The 15451-nt window shown below is 66.2% G+C and carries 15 protein-coding genes and 1 tRNA gene; 2 read left to right on the forward strand and 14 right to left on the reverse strand.

Features of this window, described 5'->3' with window-relative positions; all coding sequences use genetic code 11:
- Positions 1-10 precede the first annotated feature (10 nt).
- The 13 genes from nuoK to D8I30_RS13775 form a co-directional block, all read right to left on the reverse strand.
- The gene (nuoK, locus tag D8I30_RS13715) at positions 11-319 is read right to left on the reverse strand and encodes an NADH-quinone oxidoreductase subunit NuoK (protein WP_003164596.1); all 309 of its coding nucleotides are present in this window, start codon (positions 317-319) and stop codon (positions 11-13) included.
- Positions 319-945 (reverse strand): NADH-quinone oxidoreductase subunit J, encoded by a 627-nt coding sequence (locus D8I30_RS13720; protein WP_025977385.1) that lies wholly within the window; start codon positions 943-945, stop codon positions 319-321. The genes nuoK and D8I30_RS13720 overlap by 1 nt, the downstream gene beginning before the upstream one ends.
- Before the next feature lie 114 nt (positions 946-1059).
- Positions 1060-1551: an NADH-quinone oxidoreductase subunit NuoI gene (gene nuoI / locus D8I30_RS13725; protein ID WP_003170180.1), complete on the reverse strand. Its 492-nt coding sequence runs from the start codon at positions 1549-1551 to the stop codon at positions 1060-1062.
- Complete coding sequence (locus tag D8I30_RS13730) at positions 1551-1763, reverse strand: hypothetical protein (protein WP_025977386.1); 213 nt, start codon at positions 1761-1763, stop codon at positions 1551-1553. Before D8I30_RS13730 ends, nuoI begins: the two co-directional genes overlap by 1 nt.
- On the reverse strand, positions 1763-2839 hold the full coding sequence (nuoH, locus tag D8I30_RS13735) for an NADH-quinone oxidoreductase subunit NuoH (RefSeq protein WP_121483230.1): 1077 nt from the start codon (positions 2837-2839) through the stop codon (positions 1763-1765). The genes D8I30_RS13730 and nuoH overlap by 1 nt, the downstream gene beginning before the upstream one ends.
- Before the next feature lie 3 nt (positions 2840-2842).
- Positions 2843-4888 (reverse strand): NADH-quinone oxidoreductase subunit NuoG, encoded by a 2046-nt coding sequence (nuoG, locus tag D8I30_RS13740; RefSeq protein WP_121483231.1) that lies wholly within the window; start codon positions 4886-4888, stop codon positions 2843-2845.
- 5 nt (positions 4889-4893) lie between these two features.
- Complete coding sequence (gene nuoF / locus D8I30_RS13745; RefSeq protein ID WP_121483232.1) at positions 4894-6207, reverse strand: NADH-quinone oxidoreductase subunit NuoF; 1314 nt, start codon at positions 6205-6207, stop codon at positions 4894-4896.
- Between the two features lie 6 nt (positions 6208-6213).
- Positions 6214-6483: a hypothetical protein gene (locus D8I30_RS13750; RefSeq protein WP_024352546.1), complete on the reverse strand. Its 270-nt coding sequence runs from the start codon at positions 6481-6483 to the stop codon at positions 6214-6216.
- On the reverse strand, positions 6483-7157 hold the full coding sequence (gene nuoE / locus D8I30_RS13755) for an NADH-quinone oxidoreductase subunit NuoE (protein ID WP_024352545.1): 675 nt from the start codon (positions 7155-7157) through the stop codon (positions 6483-6485). Before nuoE ends, D8I30_RS13750 begins: the two co-directional genes overlap by 1 nt.
- A complete protein-coding gene (locus D8I30_RS13760) occupies positions 7154-8332 on the reverse strand; it encodes an NADH-quinone oxidoreductase subunit D (protein WP_240387406.1) in 1179 nt (392 codons plus the stop codon). The genes nuoE and D8I30_RS13760 overlap by 4 nt, the downstream gene beginning before the upstream one ends.
- A 92-nt stretch (positions 8333-8424) precedes the next feature.
- On the reverse strand, positions 8425-9048 hold the full coding sequence (locus D8I30_RS13765) for an NADH-quinone oxidoreductase subunit C (protein ID WP_121483234.1): 624 nt from the start codon (positions 9046-9048) through the stop codon (positions 8425-8427).
- On the reverse strand, positions 9045-9644 hold the full coding sequence (locus tag D8I30_RS13770) for a NuoB/complex I 20 kDa subunit family protein (protein ID WP_121483235.1): 600 nt from the start codon (positions 9642-9644) through the stop codon (positions 9045-9047). Before D8I30_RS13770 ends, D8I30_RS13765 begins: the two co-directional genes overlap by 4 nt.
- Entirely contained in the window at positions 9614-9991 is a 378-nt protein-coding gene (locus D8I30_RS13775; RefSeq protein ID WP_003164585.1) for an NADH-quinone oxidoreductase subunit A, read from the reverse strand. The genes D8I30_RS13770 and D8I30_RS13775 overlap by 31 nt, the downstream gene beginning before the upstream one ends.
- A 367-nt stretch (positions 9992-10358) precedes the next feature.
- On the opposite strand from D8I30_RS13775, the gene D8I30_RS13780 reads away from it, so the two are divergent.
- Positions 10359-10435, forward strand: a tRNA-Asp gene (locus D8I30_RS13780).
- A gap of 98 nt (positions 10436-10533) precedes the next feature.
- Here the strand turns inward: D8I30_RS13780 and D8I30_RS13785 are convergent.
- A complete protein-coding gene (locus D8I30_RS13785; RefSeq protein WP_121483551.1) occupies positions 10534-11784 on the reverse strand; it encodes a glycosyltransferase in 1251 nt (416 codons plus the stop codon).
- Positions 11785-12090: 306 nt separating this feature from the next.
- Between D8I30_RS13785 and D8I30_RS13790 the strand changes: the two genes are divergently transcribed.
- Positions 12091-15369 (forward strand): autotransporter outer membrane beta-barrel domain-containing protein, encoded by a 3279-nt coding sequence (locus D8I30_RS13790; RefSeq protein WP_121483236.1) that lies wholly within the window; start codon positions 12091-12093, stop codon positions 15367-15369.
- Positions 15370-15451 lie beyond the last annotated feature (82 nt).

The raw sequence follows: 15451 nt of genomic DNA on the forward strand, positions 1-15451 counted from the left end.
ACGGTTCCGATCAGCCCTTCATCACGGAGGCGTCGTCGACCGCGATGTCGCCGCGGTTACGGAAGAAGGTCACGAGAATGGCCAGGCCGACGGCGGCCTCGGCCGCGGCGACGGTCAGGACGAACATGGCCATCAACTGACCCGACACGTCGTTCAGGTGGGTCGAGAAGGCCACGAAGTTGATGTTCACCGCGAGCAGGATCATCTCGACCGACATCAGGATGATGATGACGTTCTTGCGGTTCACGAAGATGCCGAACACGCCGATGGTGAACAGCATGGCGGCGACCGCCAGATAGTGCTGGAGCGAGATATCCATCACAGAAGCTCCTCGGGGGTGACGCCCTGGCCCGTGGTCACGGACTTGACCTCGACGGCCTTGGCGCGTTCGCGGTTGGCCTGGGCCGCCAGATCCTGGCGATGCACGCCCGGACGGTGACGCAGGGTCAGGACGATGGCGCCGATCATGGCGATCAGCAGGACCACGCCCGCCGCCTGGAAGAAGTAGACGTAGTCCGTGTAGAGCACGCGGCCGATCGTCTCGATGTTGGTCGCGTCAGGCCCGGCCGGAACCGGCGAGGCGGCGTCGCGGGCGGCTCCGCCCTGAACGACGCTGATCGACACCATGATCATCTCGGCCAGCAGGACGCCCGCCACAATGCCCGCCAGCGGCAGATAGCGCGCGTAACCTTCGCGCAGCTTCACGAAGTCGACGTCCAGCATCATGACGACGAACAGGAACAGCACCGCCACGGCGCCGACGTAGACGACCACCAGCAGCATCGCCAGGAACTCGGCGCTCAGCAGCACGAACAGGCCGGCCGCCGAGAAGAAGGTCAGGATCAGCCAGAGGACGGAGTGCACGGGGTTGCGCGCGGTCACCACCAGAAGGGCGGAAACCACGGCGACCGTCGCCAGAAGATAGAAGGCCAGGCCTTGCAACATGTGCGGGACGACGCCCCTCTTCAAAACCAATGGCCCGGGCGAACGCCTCGGACCCTTCCAGAAATCGGCCCCGGCCCGAAGGTCAGGGTCAGCGTGGCGGAATCGCCGCTCCGTTTAGCGATACGGAGCGTCGAGTTCCAGATTCTTCGCGATCAGACGCTCCCAGCGGTCGCCGTTGTCCAGCAGGCGCGCCTTGTCATAGAGCAGTTCTTCGCGGGTCTCGGTGGCGAACTCGCTGTTCGGTCCCTCGACGATGGCGTCCACCGGGCAGGCCTCCTGGCACAGGCCGCAGTAGATGCATTTGACCATGTCGATGTCGTAGCGCGTCGTGCGACGGCTGCCGTCGGCGCGCGGTTCGGCCTCGATGGTGATGGCCTGGGCCGGGCAGATGGCCTCGCACAGCTTGCAGGCGATGCAGCGTTCTTCACCGTTCGGATAGCGACGCAGCGCGTGTTCGCCGCGGAAGCGCGGCGACTGCGGGTTGCGCTCGAACGGATAGTTCACCGTGGCCTTGGGCTTGGCCATGTACTTCAGCGACAGGCCGACGGCGCCGAACACGTCGGTCAGCATCGCGCCCTTGGCCGCCTGAACGATACGGGTCAGCATTACGATTTCACTCCGGCGCACTCGCGTTCATAGCGGGCGCTTTCCTTGTCGAGAGTCTGGCACAGGCGCTGGCGTTCCGCCTCGCGCCGTTCAACTTCCTGCACCTTGCGCTCCCACTGATAGACCGAGACGGGCTCGGCCTCATAGGGCGCGCAGGCGCCGGCCGTCGCGGCGACGGCCAGGCCGATCAGCAGGGGCACGCGGATGCTCATCAGCCGCCCACCGCGAACACGCGCCAAGCCGCCACGAAGACCACGGCGACCAGCGAAGCCGGCAGGAAGATCTTCCAGCCCAGGCGCATCAGTTGGTCGTAGCGGTAGCGCGGCACGAAGGCCTTCACCAGGGCGATCATGAAGAACCAGAAGACCACCTTCACCGCGAAGACCGCCAGGTAGAACAGGTTGGCGACGAAGGCCGGGACGCTGTTCAGGAAGTCGGTCGGGAAGCCCGGATTCCACCCGCCGCAGAACAGCAGGGTGATCATGGCGCACATGAAGACGATGTTGGCGTACTCGCCGATCATGAACAGCAGGTAGGGGGTCGAGGAATATTCGACCTGATAACCGGCCACCAGTTCCGATTCCGCTTCGGGAAGGTCGAACGGCGGGCGGTTGGTCTCGGCCAGGGCCGAGATGAAGAAGACGATCGTCATCGGCAGCATGACGATGATGGTAGGCAGGGTTTCGAGGCCGCCGCCGAAGGCGTTCCAGTTCCAGATCCAACCCTGTTGCTGGGTCACGATCTCGGTCAGGTTCATCGTCCCGGCCAGCAGGATGACGTTGATGATGATCAGGCCCATCGAGACCTCATAGGACACCATTTGCGCCGCCGAACGCAGCGAGCCGAGGAACGGATACTTCGAGTTCGAAGCCCAACCGCCCATGATGATGCCGTAAACGCCCAGCGAGCTGATCGCGAGGATGTACAGGATGCCGACGTTCAGGTCCGACACCACCCAGCCCGGCGCGAACGGGATCACCGCCCAGGCGATGAAGGCCAGCACGAAGCTGATCAGAGGGGCCAGGATGAAGACCACCTTGTCCGAGCCGGCCGGGATGACGATCTCCTTCAGCACGAACTTGAAGAAGTCGGCGAAGGACTGCAGCAGGCCGAAGGGGCCGACCACGTTCGGACCCTTGCGCAGCTGAACGGCCGCCCAGATCTTGCGGTCGGCGAGCAGCAGGAAGGCCAGGGAGATCAGGATGCCGACCACGACCAGCAGAATCCCGCCCAAAGTGGCGAGGGTCCAGCCGACGGGGGTGGCCCAGAAGGAAGTCGCAGCGTCCATGTCTTACTCCGCCGCCAGGGCGACCGGCGCCGTCCGCTCAGCGGACAGTTGGGCCATCGTTTCACTGGCGCGCGCGATCGGGTTGGTCAGGTAGGGATCGGCGATGACGGAGACGAAGGCGACGTCGCCCAGGTCCCCCTTGGCGCCCAGCTTGGCGACGTCGAACGTCGCGGCCGGAGCCAGATAGTCGATGCGGCCGAAGGTCGAATGGTCGCCCATCAGCTTGGCGCGCAGTTGTTCCAGCGTGTCGAACGGCAGCTTGGCGCCCACACGCTCGGACAGGGCGCGGATGATGGCCCAGTCGTCCTTGGCCTCGCCCTTCGGGAAGACCACGCGCTCGGCCATCTGCACCCGGCCTTCGGTATTGACGTACAGGCCCGACTTCTCGGTGTAGGCCGCGCCCGGCAGGATCACGTCCGCGCCGTGCGCGCCGCGATCGCCGTGCGAGCCCAGATAGACGCGGAAGGCGCCCGACGCATCCGTGTTCACCTCATCGGCGCCCAGCAGGAACAGCACGTCCAACGCACCCGGCTTCAGCATGCCGGCCACGTCCAGACCGCCCTCGCCCGGCAGGAAGCCCATGTCCAGGCCGCCGACGCGCGCGGCGGCGGCGTGCAGGACGTTGAAGCCGTTCCAGCCGTCCTTGACGACGCCGACCTTCTTGGCAAGCGCGCCAAGAGCGTTCAGCACGGCCGGGCCGGTCTCGCCGGTCAGGGCGCCCGCGCCGACGATGATGGCCGGACGTTCGGCCTGGGTCAGGAAGTCGGTCGCGGCCTTGGGCAGCTTGCCCAGGGTCTTCGAACCGGCGCCCAGCCAGGCGTAATCATAGGTCAGGTCGGCTTGCGGGCCGATGACGCCGACTTCGACGCCGCCCTTCAGCCAGCTCTTGCGGATACGGGCGTTGAGCAGCGGCGCTTCCGTGCGCGGATTGGCGCCCACGATCAGGATGGCGTCAGCGTTTTCAATGCCTTGCAGGCCAGAGTTGAACAGCCAGCCCTCGCGAGCCTCGCCGCCCAGCGCCGCGCCGTCCTGACGGCAGTCGGTGTTGGCCGAGCCCAGGGCGCGGAACAGGTCCAGCGTCGCCTTCATCGACTCGGCGTCCTGCAGATCGCCGGCGATGGCGCCGATGCGGTCAGCCGGAGCGGCCTTCAGCTTGTCGGCCACGACCGACAGGGCTTCATCCCACGAAGCGGGACGCAGCTTGCCGTTCTCGCGCACCCACGGGCGATCCAGACGACGCGCCTGCAGGCCGTCGACGGCGTAGCGGCTCTTGTCAGACAGCCACTCTTCGTTGATGCCCTCGTTCACGCGCGGCAGCACGCGCATGACCTCGGCGCCGCGCGAGTCGGCGCGGATGTTCGAGCCGAGGGCGTCCATCACGTCGATGGTCTCGGTCTTCTTCAGCTCCCACGGGCGGTAGTGATACTGCCACGGGCGGTGCGTCAGGGCCCCGACGGGGCACAGGTCGTTGACGTTGCCCGACAGCTCGCTGTCGATGTTCTTTTCCAGATAGGTCGTGATCTCAGCGCTTTCGCCGCGCGAGATCATGCCGATGTCGGGCACGCCCGCCACTTCGGTGATGAAGCGAACGCAACGCGTGCACTGGATGCAGCGCGTCATGAACGTCTTGACCGTCGGGCCCATGTTCTTTTCTTCGACCGCGCGCTTGTTCTCGCCGTAGCGCGAACCGTCGCGGCCGTAGCCCACAGCCTGATCCTGCAGGTCGCACTCCCCGCCCTGGTCGCAGATCGGGCAGTCGAGGGGGTGGTTGATGAGCAGGAACTCCATCACCCCTTCGCGGGCCTTCTTCACCATCGGCGTGTCGGTGAAGATTTCCTGGCCGTCGGCGGCCGGCAGCGCGCACGATGCCTGCGGCTTGGGCGGTCCAGGCTTCACCTCGACCAGGCACATGCGGCAGTTGCCGGCGATGGACAGGCGCTCGTGGTAGCAGAAGCGCGGGATTTCCTGCCCGGCGCGCTCGGCGACCTGCAGCACGGTCATGCCCGGTTCGAACTCGACTTCAACGCCGTTGACCTTGGCGATAGGCATTACGATTACTCCGCCGCGATCGCGTGGCCGGCGAAGTTCGCGCGGCGGCTGCGGTAGGTGTGGATGCGCTCTTCGATCTCGTGACGGAAGTGCCGGATCAGGCCCTGAACGGGCCAGGCGGCGGCGTCGCCGAGGGCGCAGATGGTGTGTCCTTCGACCTGACCGGCCACGTCGAGCAGCAGGTCGATCTCGGACGGGTCGGCGTCGCCGATCGCCATGCGTTCCAGCACGCGCCACATCCAGCCGGTGCCTTCACGGCACGGCGTGCACTGGCCGCAGCTCTCGTGCTTGAAGAAGTAGCTGATGCGGGCGATCGCCTTCACGATGTCGGTGGACTGGTCCATGACCGTCACCCCGGCGGTGCCCAGCGACGAGCGATGCTCGCGCATGGAGTCGAAATCCATCAGGGCGACTTCGGCCTGTTCGCGCGTGATGACCGGGCAGGACGCGCCGCCCGGAATGATGGCCTTCAGGTTTTCCCAGCCGCCGCGCACGCCGCCGCCGTGATCCTCGATCAACTGGCGCAGCGGGATCGACATGGCCTCTTCGACCACGCAGGGGGTGTTCACGTGGCCCGACAGGGACATCAGCTTGGTGCCGGTGTTGTTCGGACGACCGAAGCTGGCGAACCAGTCCGCGCCACGACGCAGGATGGTGCCGACCACGGCGATCGATTCCACGTTGTTCACGGTCGTCGGGCAGCCATAGAGGCCTGCGCCAGCCGGGAACGGCGGCTTCAGGCGCGGCTGGCCCTTCTTGCCTTCCAGCGACTCCAGCAGGGCCGTCTCTTCACCGCAGATGTAAGCGCCCGCGCCGTGGTGGATATAGACGTGGAAGTCCCAGCCGTGGACGTTGTCGTCACCGATCAGCTTGGCCTCATAGGCCTGCTTGACGGCGGCTTCCATGCGCTCGCGCTCGAGGATGTATTCGCCGCGCAGGTAGATGTAGCAGGCGTGAGCCTTCATCGCGAAGGAGGCGATCAGGGCGCCTTCGATCAGCAGGTGCGGATCATGACGCATGATCTCGCGGTCCTTGCAGGTCGCGGGCTCGGACTCGTCGGCGTTGATGACCAGGTAGTGAGGGCGATCCTTCACTTCCTTGGGCATGAAGGACCACTTCAGCCCGGTCGAGAAACCGGCGCCGCCGCGTCCGCGCAGGCCCGAGTTCTTGACGTTGTTGATGATCCAGTCGCCGCCAAGGTCCAGCATGTCCTTGGTGGCGTTCCACGCGCCGCGCTTCTTCGCACCTTCAAGGCCCCAGTCGTGGAAGCCGTAGAGGTTGGTGAAGATCCGATCCTTGTCTTGGAGGATGCCGACCATGATCCCTTAAAGTCCTTCCGCCATGCGGCGTTTATGGTGGCGGGTGCGCTGGAAGACGGCGTAGATCACCAGCACCCATCCGATAGCCAACAGGCCATAGGCCGCCATCACCGCGTTGTCAGTCAGGCCGAAACGGCCGTCGCGCGCGAACAAAACCAATGCGGCCGCGACCACGATGCAAGCCAGGCCAGCCCAACGCTGACGCCAGCCCACGCGACGCAGCTCGGCCCGATAGGCCGCCCTGCCCGCTTCTGTCTCGAGGTCCGGCCGCGCCATCAGACCGGCGCCTTTTCAGCGACAGGCTCCGAATTCGGCAGCTTCTTGATCTTCTTGGCGGCCGAGCCGTCATACAGCGCCGGATCCGTCAGCACGCGCGCGCCGCCTACCGGCTCAGACGTGTGACGACCGACATAGCTGCCCGCCTTCGGCGTCTTGCCCGCAGCGAAATCATCGATGATCTGGGCCATGTTCTCAGGCGTCAGATCTTCGTAATAGAGGTCGTTGATCTGGGCCACCGGCGCGTTCGAGCAGGCGCCGATGCATTCGACTTCCTGCCAGGTGAAGCGGCCGTCGGCGGACAGTTCGTCCTTGGGACCGATCTTCTCGCGGCACACGCGCATCAGCTCATTGGAGCCGCGCAGCATGCACTGCGTCGTGCCGCAGACCTGGATCAGCGCGGCCGTACCGACCGGCGTCAACTGGAACATGGTGTAGAAGGTCGCGACCTCCAGCACCCGGATATAGGCCATGCCCAACAGGTCGCCGATGGCGCGCAGCGACGGCTCGGACACCCAGCCTTCCTGTTTCTGGACCAGCCACAGGATCGGGATCACGGCCGACTGGCGACGCGATTCAGGGTACTTCTTGATCCACCACTGAGCCTTTTCCATCGTCTCCTTCGAAAACTCGAAAGAGGACGGTTGTTCCTTGGCGAGACGACGAACGCTCATCGGTCCACTTCTCCGAACACCATGTCGAGCGAGCCGAGGATGGCGGACACGTCCGCCAGCATATGGCCGCGGTTCATCCAGTCCATCGCCTGCAGGTGACGGAAGCCGGGGGCCGACAGCTTGACGCGGTAGGGTTTGTTGGTGCCGTCCGACACCAGATAGACGCCGAACTCGCCCTTGGGCGCCTCGACGGCCGCATAGACCTCGCCTTCCGGAGTGCGGAAGCCCTCGGTGTAGAGCTTGAAGTGGTGGATCAGCGCTTCCATCGAACGCTTCATCTCACCGCGACGCGGCGGGGCGACCTTATGGTCTTCGGTCAGGACCGGTTCGCGGGGGCAGTTGCGCAGCTTGTGGATGCACTGCTCCATGATGCGCACCGACTGGCGCATCTCTTCGACGCGGCACAGGTAGCGGTCCCAGCAGTCGCCGTTCTTGCCGACGGCGATGTCGAACTCCATGTCGGCGTAGCAGTCGTACGGCTGGGCCTTGCGCAGGTCCCAGGCGATGTCCGAGCCGCGCAGCATGACGCCCGAGAAGCCCCACGCCAGGGCGTTCTCCTTGGACACGACGCCGATGTCGACGTTGCGCTGCTTGAAGATGCGGTTCTCGGTAACCAGGCTTTCGATGTCGTTCAGCGCGGCCGGGAACTCGGCGCACCAGCGGCCGATGTCGTCGATCAGCTCGGGTGTCAGATCCTGATGGACGCCGCCCGGACGGAAGTAGTTGGCGTGGAGGCGCGCGCCGCAGGCCCGCTCGTAGAAGACCATCAGCTTCTCGCGCTCTTCGTGGCCCCACAGCGGCGGGGTCAGGGCGCCAACGTCCATAGCCTGCATGGTCGCGTTCAGAAGGTGGTTCAGGATGCGGCCCATCTCCGAGTACAGGACCCGGATCAGCTGGCCGCGATACGGCACGTCGATCTCCAGCAGGCGCTCGATGGCCAGGCAGAAGGCGTGCTCCTGGTTCATCGGCGAGACATAGTCCAGCCGGTCCAGATAGGGGATGTTCTGGAGGTAGGTGCGCGCCTCCATCAGCTTCTCGGTGCCGCGGTGCAGCAGGCCGATGTGCGGATCGACGCGCGTGACCAGCTCGCCGTCCAGCTCCAGCACCAGACGCAGCACGCCGTGCGCGGCCGGGTGCTGCGGGCCGAAGTTGATGGTGAACTTGCGGTCGTCCATCGCCCTTGCGTGCGGGGTCAGGCCGTCTTCATAATCCTCGAACGGGTCGATGGCCGAACCGAGCGGCGCGGGCATGTTCTTGACGTCGGCCATTACTGCGCTCCCGCCTTTTCATCGCCCGGAAGGACGGTCGGATAGTCGGCGCCTTCCCACGGAGACAGGAAGTCGAAGTTGCGGAATTCCTGCGTCAGCTTCACCGGCTCGTAGACGATGCGCTTCTGCTCTTCGTCGTAGCGGACCTCGACGTAGCCCGTCATCGGGAAGTCCTTGCGCAGCGGGTGCCCCTGGAAGCCGTAGTCGGTCAGGATGCGGCGCATGTCCGGGTGATCCGAGAAGATCATGCCGTACATGTCGAAGGCCTCACGCTCGAACCAGCCCGCCGACGGATAGACCGAAACGACGCTGGGGACCGGCTGCACTTCGTCGGTCGACACCTTGACGCGAACGCGCGCGGCGCGCGTCAGCGACAGCAGGTGATAGACAACCTCGAACCGCTCGGCGCGGTCGGGATAGTCGGCGCCGCAGACATCCATGCACTGCTGGAAGCCGAACTGATCGCGCAGGGCCGTCATGATCTCGACGATGTTCTCGCGCGGGGCGATCAGCGTCAGCTCGCCATAGGCCACCACAGCTTCGACGCCGAGCGCCGCGACCATTTCAGTGCCCAGGGGCGTAAGGGCGGATTCGCGCTCCGCAACGCGCACCAGTTCGCTCATCGCTCGATGGTCCCCGTGCGGCGGATCTTCTTCTGCAGTTGCAGGATGCCGTACAGCAGGGCCTCGGCGGTCGGCGGGCAGCCCGGAACATAGACGTCCACCGGCACCACGCGGTCGCAGCCGCGCACGACGCTGTAGCTGTAGTGATAGTAGCCGCCGCCGTTGGCGCACGACCCCATCGAGATGACGTAGCGCGGGTCCGGCATCTGATCGTAGACCTTGCGCAGGGCCGGAGCCATCTTGTTGGTCAGCGTCCCGGCGACGATCATCAGGTCGGACTGGCGCGGCGAACCGCGCGGCGCGGTGCCGAAACGCTCCAGGTCGAAGCGCGGCATCGACAGGTGGATCATCTCCACGGCGCAGCAGGCCAGACCGAACGACATCCACATCAGCGAACCGGTGCGGGCCCAGGTGATGACGTCGTCCAGCGAGGTCGTCAGGAAGCCGCGCTCGCCCAGTTCGGTGTTCACCGACTCGAAGAACTTGTCGTGGACCTTGGGATCATAGCCCTCGACGGTCGAGCGCGCGGCAGAACCGGCGGGGACCAGAGGACTGGAGGGGGCGATCACTGCCATTCCAGGGCTCCCTTCTTCCATTCGTAGATGAAGCCGACCGTCAGGACGCCCAGGAAGACCATCATCGACCAGAAGGCGAAGACCATGCCGCCGTGCGACAGGTCGAACATCGACACCGCCCAGGGGAACAGGAAGGCGATTTCCAGGTCGAAGATGATGAAGAGGATCGACACCAGATAGAAGCGCACGTCGAACTTCATGCGCGCGTCGTCAAAGGCGTTGAAGCCGCACTCATAAGCCGAGAGCTTCTCGGTGTCGGGGTTCTTGGGGGCCAGCACCCAGGCCGCCAGCATGAAGCCGGCGCCGAGCACGATGGCGATGCCCAGGAAAACGACGATCGGAAGATATTCTAGAAGAAATTCGTTCATTCGAGCTGCCTCGCCCGCCGGAGGGAGGGGGCGGATTCGGGGCTTCTTAGACCCAACCTCGCCGGGGTTCAAACCCAAGTGGCCGAAGGTTTTTTCTTGCGAACGGTTCGCAGATTATTGTGACGCTGGAAGGCCATTTCACACCCCGCCTCCATACCGCCGATCCGCGAGTTCAGCCCCGCCGCCGACACGAAGTCGGCGCCCGTCTCAAGGAGCGGCCGCCCCCTCGCGCAGCCCGCCCTCAAGCGCTCGCGAAAGGAAGACTGCATTGATTTGCTTTATCCACAGCCAGGTCGCTTGACGTGCGACGCGGCCCCGCCTAAACGACGCCCCTCGCCGCGGCGCACAGCGCTTCGGTTCGGGAAACGCGGGTGTAGCTCAGTTGGTTAGAGTGCCGGCCTGTCACGCCGGAGGTCGCGGGTTCGAGCCCCGTCACTCGCGCCACTTCCTTCAGAAATGAATGAAGTGGCGCACCGCCCTTCCCTCTCTCAAATGCATCGTCATGAACGCACCGCGCGCCGCGCGAGCGAACGCGCCCGGCCTCAGTTCATCGGCAGGGGCTCTCGCGGCGTGACGAACTCGGCGCGGCCCGTGAGTTCGCCATACAGGATGGTCAGGTCCTCGAAGACGCGATTCCAGGCGAACTGCTCGACCGCTTTCACTCGGGCGGCTCGCCCCAGCGCCTCTATGTCGCGGGCGAACAGGGCCTCGACCGCCGCGGCGTAGTCCGCGGGGTCGGCCGAGGCGGCCAACTGGCCCACGCCCTCGTCCACCGTCTCGGCCACGCCTCCGGCGTCGACCCCCACGACGGGACGCCCGCAGGCCATGGCCTCCAGCACGATCAGACCGAAGGGCTCCTTGTCGTTGGCGTGCACGAAGGCGTCGCAGCTGGCGATGATGCGCGCGACCGCGCGCGGGTCCTTTTCATAAGGCAGGGAAAAGACCCGATCCTCCGCCGGCATGCCCGCCCCGGCGCCGACCAGCACCAGGTGATAGGGCGCGCCGAGGCGCTGCACTGCGTCGATCAGGACGCCGACATTCTTCTCCTTCGCCGGACGGCCTGCGAAGCACAGCAGGCGAGCGTCCGCGCCCAGCCCCAGCCGCTTCAGCAGCCAGTCGCGATCCCGGCGGTCGGGATGGAAGGCGTCCACCTCGACGCCCAGCGGACGAATCACGATGCCGCCTACCCCCGCCTCTTCCAGCCGTCGGGCGATGAAGCGGCTGGGCGAGACCACGCGGTCGAACTGCGAGAACAGCTTCGCCCAACGCTTCTCAACGGGCTTCTTGGCCCATTCGCCGAAATGCAGCGCCGCCAGGCTGGCCGGGTCGGAGTGACAGAAGCCCACGACCGGGCAGCCGACTCTCTGCCCCGCCTCCAGAGCGCCCTGCCCGGGCGTATAGGGATCGCCCGCCTCGATCAGGGCGGGATTGAGCGAGGCGCACCATGCGCCCCAGCGCCGCACCGAACTGGGCCAGCGATAGCCGTCGCCGAAGGGCAGCTTGGTCGCGTGCAGACGCACCACGCCGTCCAGGGCGGCCTTATGCTTGGCGCCCGGCACGACCAGGTTGTGCGCCACGCCGGGCCGGTTGGCCTCCAGCCAGGCCTTCTTCGACAGCAGATAGCGCTTCACCCCGCCCGAGCGCGGCGCGAACAGCATGGTGGTGTCCACCAGGCGCGGCCGGGGATCAGCGGCCGCCGTCTTCATCGCCCGCAAGGTGTCCGCCACCTCTTCGTCCAGGCCCGGAAACAGTCTCAGCTCGCTTTCCTGGACGTCGATGCAGCTCTTGCTCATGTCGTCGATCTTCTGCCTGCCGTTCTTCACGATAACGCTAGAGCTCCGACTTTGGATGCGACGGACAGGGTTGAGCATCACCATCCGATTCGCCCGTAGCGCTTGTTACGGCCCCGCTCAAGCGTCCCGCGCGGAGCGCCGCGTCGCCCGCCGGAGCCGTTTTCATCCGCCGTTCAGCTTCCGCCCCCTACGCCCGGCCTTGCATTCGCCTCAAATTCGAGAAACTTGGGGCATGCGGGCGCCGACCCTGTTAGGAGGGGGCGCCTTACGATCCTTGCGCGTGCGACCACGAGGGGTTTCTGACGAATGCGTATTCTGCTCGCGAGCGCTGTTGCGATCGCTCCTCTTCTGGTCGCCTCGGGCGTTCAGGCTGAACAGGTCGTTTCGACCGCGCGGACGACCCCGATCAGCACCTCGACCGCCAACAACGGCGCACCCGACGCCGTGCGCCTGGCCAACGGCGGTTCGATCGCCGTGACCTCGGGCGCCGCGGTGACGCTGGATTCCAGCCATGACGTGAAGCTGGACGGCAATTCCAAGATCGACATGCTCAAGGCCGCCGATGGCGCTACGGGCGTGCTGGTCAACGGCGGAAACACCGGCAATGTCACCATCGCCGGCTCGATCAACATCACCGACTCCATCGAAGAGTATAAGGACGACGACAAGGACGGCGACCTGGACGGCCCGTTCGCCGACGGCACGAACCGTCACGGCGTCCACGTGACCGGCGCCTCGCCCCTGGTCGGCGACATCCGCATCGAATCGTCGGGCTCGATCAAAGTCGAGGGCAACAACTCGTCCGGCCTGACGATCAATGCGCCGCTGACCGGCGACATCTTCAGCCTGGGCCAGATCAACGTCGTCGGCAACAACACCTATGGCGTGCACACCACGGGCGACGTGACGGGCGACATCACCCTGCTCGGCAGCATCACCGCCATGGGGGAAAACGCCGTCGCCGTCGCCGTCGACGGCGCGGTCGACGGCGCGGTCAAGATTCAAGGCGCGGTCGCCGTCACCGGCTATCGCTACACCACCCCGCCGCCGTCCAAGCCGACCACGGGCAATCCGATTGAGGGACGGACCTATCTTGAAAACCTGGACGCTGATGACCTGCTCCAGGGCGGTCCGGCCGTGCGCATCGCCGGCGACGTCAGCAAGGGCGTGCTGTTCGACACCGCGCCGAACTACGGCCCCAAAGGCATCGACGGCGACGACGACGGCGACGGCGTCAAGAATGGCGACGAGGACGACGACGGCGACGGCAAGAAGAACCGCGAGGACGATGACCGGGACGGCGACGGCATCACTGACGTTCAGGAAACGACCGCCGCCATCCGCGCTTTCGGCGGCGCTCCGGCGGTGCTGGTCGGTTCGGCCGACAAGGCCATCACCCTCGGCGCGGTCGGCACGGGCAACGACGCCTACGGCCTGATCAATCGCGGCTCGATCGAAGCCGCCGGCGTTTACAAGGACATCGACACCACGGCGGTTCAGATCGGCGGCACGGGCCAATCCGTCACCCTGACCGGCGGCTTGCGCAACGAAGGCACGATCAACTCGACCGCCAACACGGCGAACAGCACCGCCATCCTGGTCGGCGCGGGCGCCACGGCGCCCAACATCGTCAACACGGGTTCGATCCAGAGCGTGTCGGCGGGGACGAACGCCGATCTGGCGGCCGGCATCCTGATCGACAGCGGTGCCAACGTGTCCTCGCTGACCAACTCGGGCACCCTGGCGGCCCTCGTGAACGGCTCCAAGGGCGACGCGGTGGCCATCCGCGACGCCTCGGGGACGCTGACCTCCGTCAGCAACACCGGCAACATCATCGCCCTGATCACCCCCGAACAGGGCGTGGCGTCGACGGGCTCGGCGATCGCCGTCGACCTCAGCGCCAACAGCTCGGGCGTCACCCTGGTGCAGGACGGGGTCGTCGTCCCCGACAACAAGCTGCCCGACGCCGACGGCGACGGCGTGCCCGACGCCAAGGAACCGGCGATCCTGGGCGACATCCGCCTGGGCTCGGGCGCCGACGTGCTGGACATCCGCAACGGCACGGTGACCGGCGACATCTCCTTCGGGACCGGGGCCGACCGCCTGTCCATCAGCGGCGGCGCCCTGGTGACCGGCAAGCTGTCGAACGGCGATGGCCAACTGGACATCGACATCTCCAAGGGCACCCTGGACGCCCGCCACACCGGCCAATTGGAGATCAGCGAATTGAACGTCGGCGCGGACGGCAATCTGATCGTCACCCTGGACCCGGCCAACGGCGCCGCCGGCGGCTTCAAGGTCAGCGGTTCGGCCGACCTGGCCGACGGCGCGGGCCTGGGCGTGCGTTTCAACTCCCTGATCCAGGACCCGACCTCCTTCACCATCATCGAGGCGGGCGATCTGAACGTCGGGGCCATCGATCAGGATTTGCTGCAATCCAACTCGCCCTACGCCTTCGTGGTCAGCTCGAACGTGGACGAAGCGGCCGGCAAGCTGACCGTCGACGCCCGCCGCCGCACGGCTGAAGAAGCCGGGATGATCAAGGCTGAAGCCGCCGCCTACGACGTGCTCTACGCCGGCCTGGCCGACAACGAGATCATCCGCGCGGCCATGCTGAACCAGACGGACCGCGACGGATTCTTCAACATCTATCAGCAGCTCCTGCCCGACCACTCGGGCGGCCCGCTGCTGTCCCTGGCCAGCGGCGTCGACGCCGTGACCCGGGCCCTGACCGGCCGCAACGCCTCGGCCGCGCCGGGCGAGACCAGCGCCTGGGTGCAGGAGATCAACTTCTACGCCGACAAGGACAAGACCGACACCTACGGCTTCCGCTCCGAGGGCTTCGGCCTGGCGGGCGGGGTCGAGCGCGGCACCAACATGGGCGCGGTCGGCCTGACGGCGGCCTTCACCTCCTCCGACCTGGAGGACCCCGAGGCCGCGGCCGAGGAAGTCCTGTCGGCCAATCTATTGGAGCTGGGCCTCTACTGGCGCGCCCAGGGCCAGTACTGGTCGACCTGGGCTCGCGCGGCCGGCGGCTACGCCTCCTTCAGCGCCACGCGCAAGCTGGTGGCCGAAGGGGTCAATCTGAAGAACGAATCCGACTGGCACGGCTTCACCCTGGCCGCCGCCGGCGGCGCCTCCTACGAGCGCAACTTCGGCCGCCTGAACGTCCGACCCGAGGCCTATGTCGAATACTTCTCGCTGAACGAGGACGCCCGCAGCGAGCGCGGCGGCGGCGACGGCTTCGACCTCGACATCGACAAGCGCGACGGCCACATCTTCTCGGGCGTGGCGGCGGTCAACGTCGGCTACGGCTTCGGCAAGGACGGCTGGATTCGTCCGGAGGTCCGTCTGGGCTGGCGTCAGAACTTCTCGGTCGACGCCGGGACGACCATCGCTCGCCTGGCCTCGGGCGGCGACGCCTTCACCCTCACGCCCGCCAGCATCGAGGGCGGCGGACCGCTGCTGGGCTTCCGCCTGAACGTCGGCAACGACCTGGGCCTGCTGTCCATCACCGGCGACGCCGAAATGCTCGAGGACTACGTCCGCTACACCCTGCTGCTGCGGGCCAGCTTCAAGTTCTGAGGTTTCTTCAGTCTTCGGACGAAATAGGGCCGTCGGATTCGTTCCGGCGGCCCTTTCCGTATCTTGCCGCGGACCCGCGCCC

Source organism: Brevundimonas naejangsanensis (genome assembly GCF_003627995.1).
GTDB classification, from domain to species: Bacteria; Pseudomonadota; Alphaproteobacteria; order Caulobacterales; family Caulobacteraceae; genus Brevundimonas; species Brevundimonas naejangsanensis_B.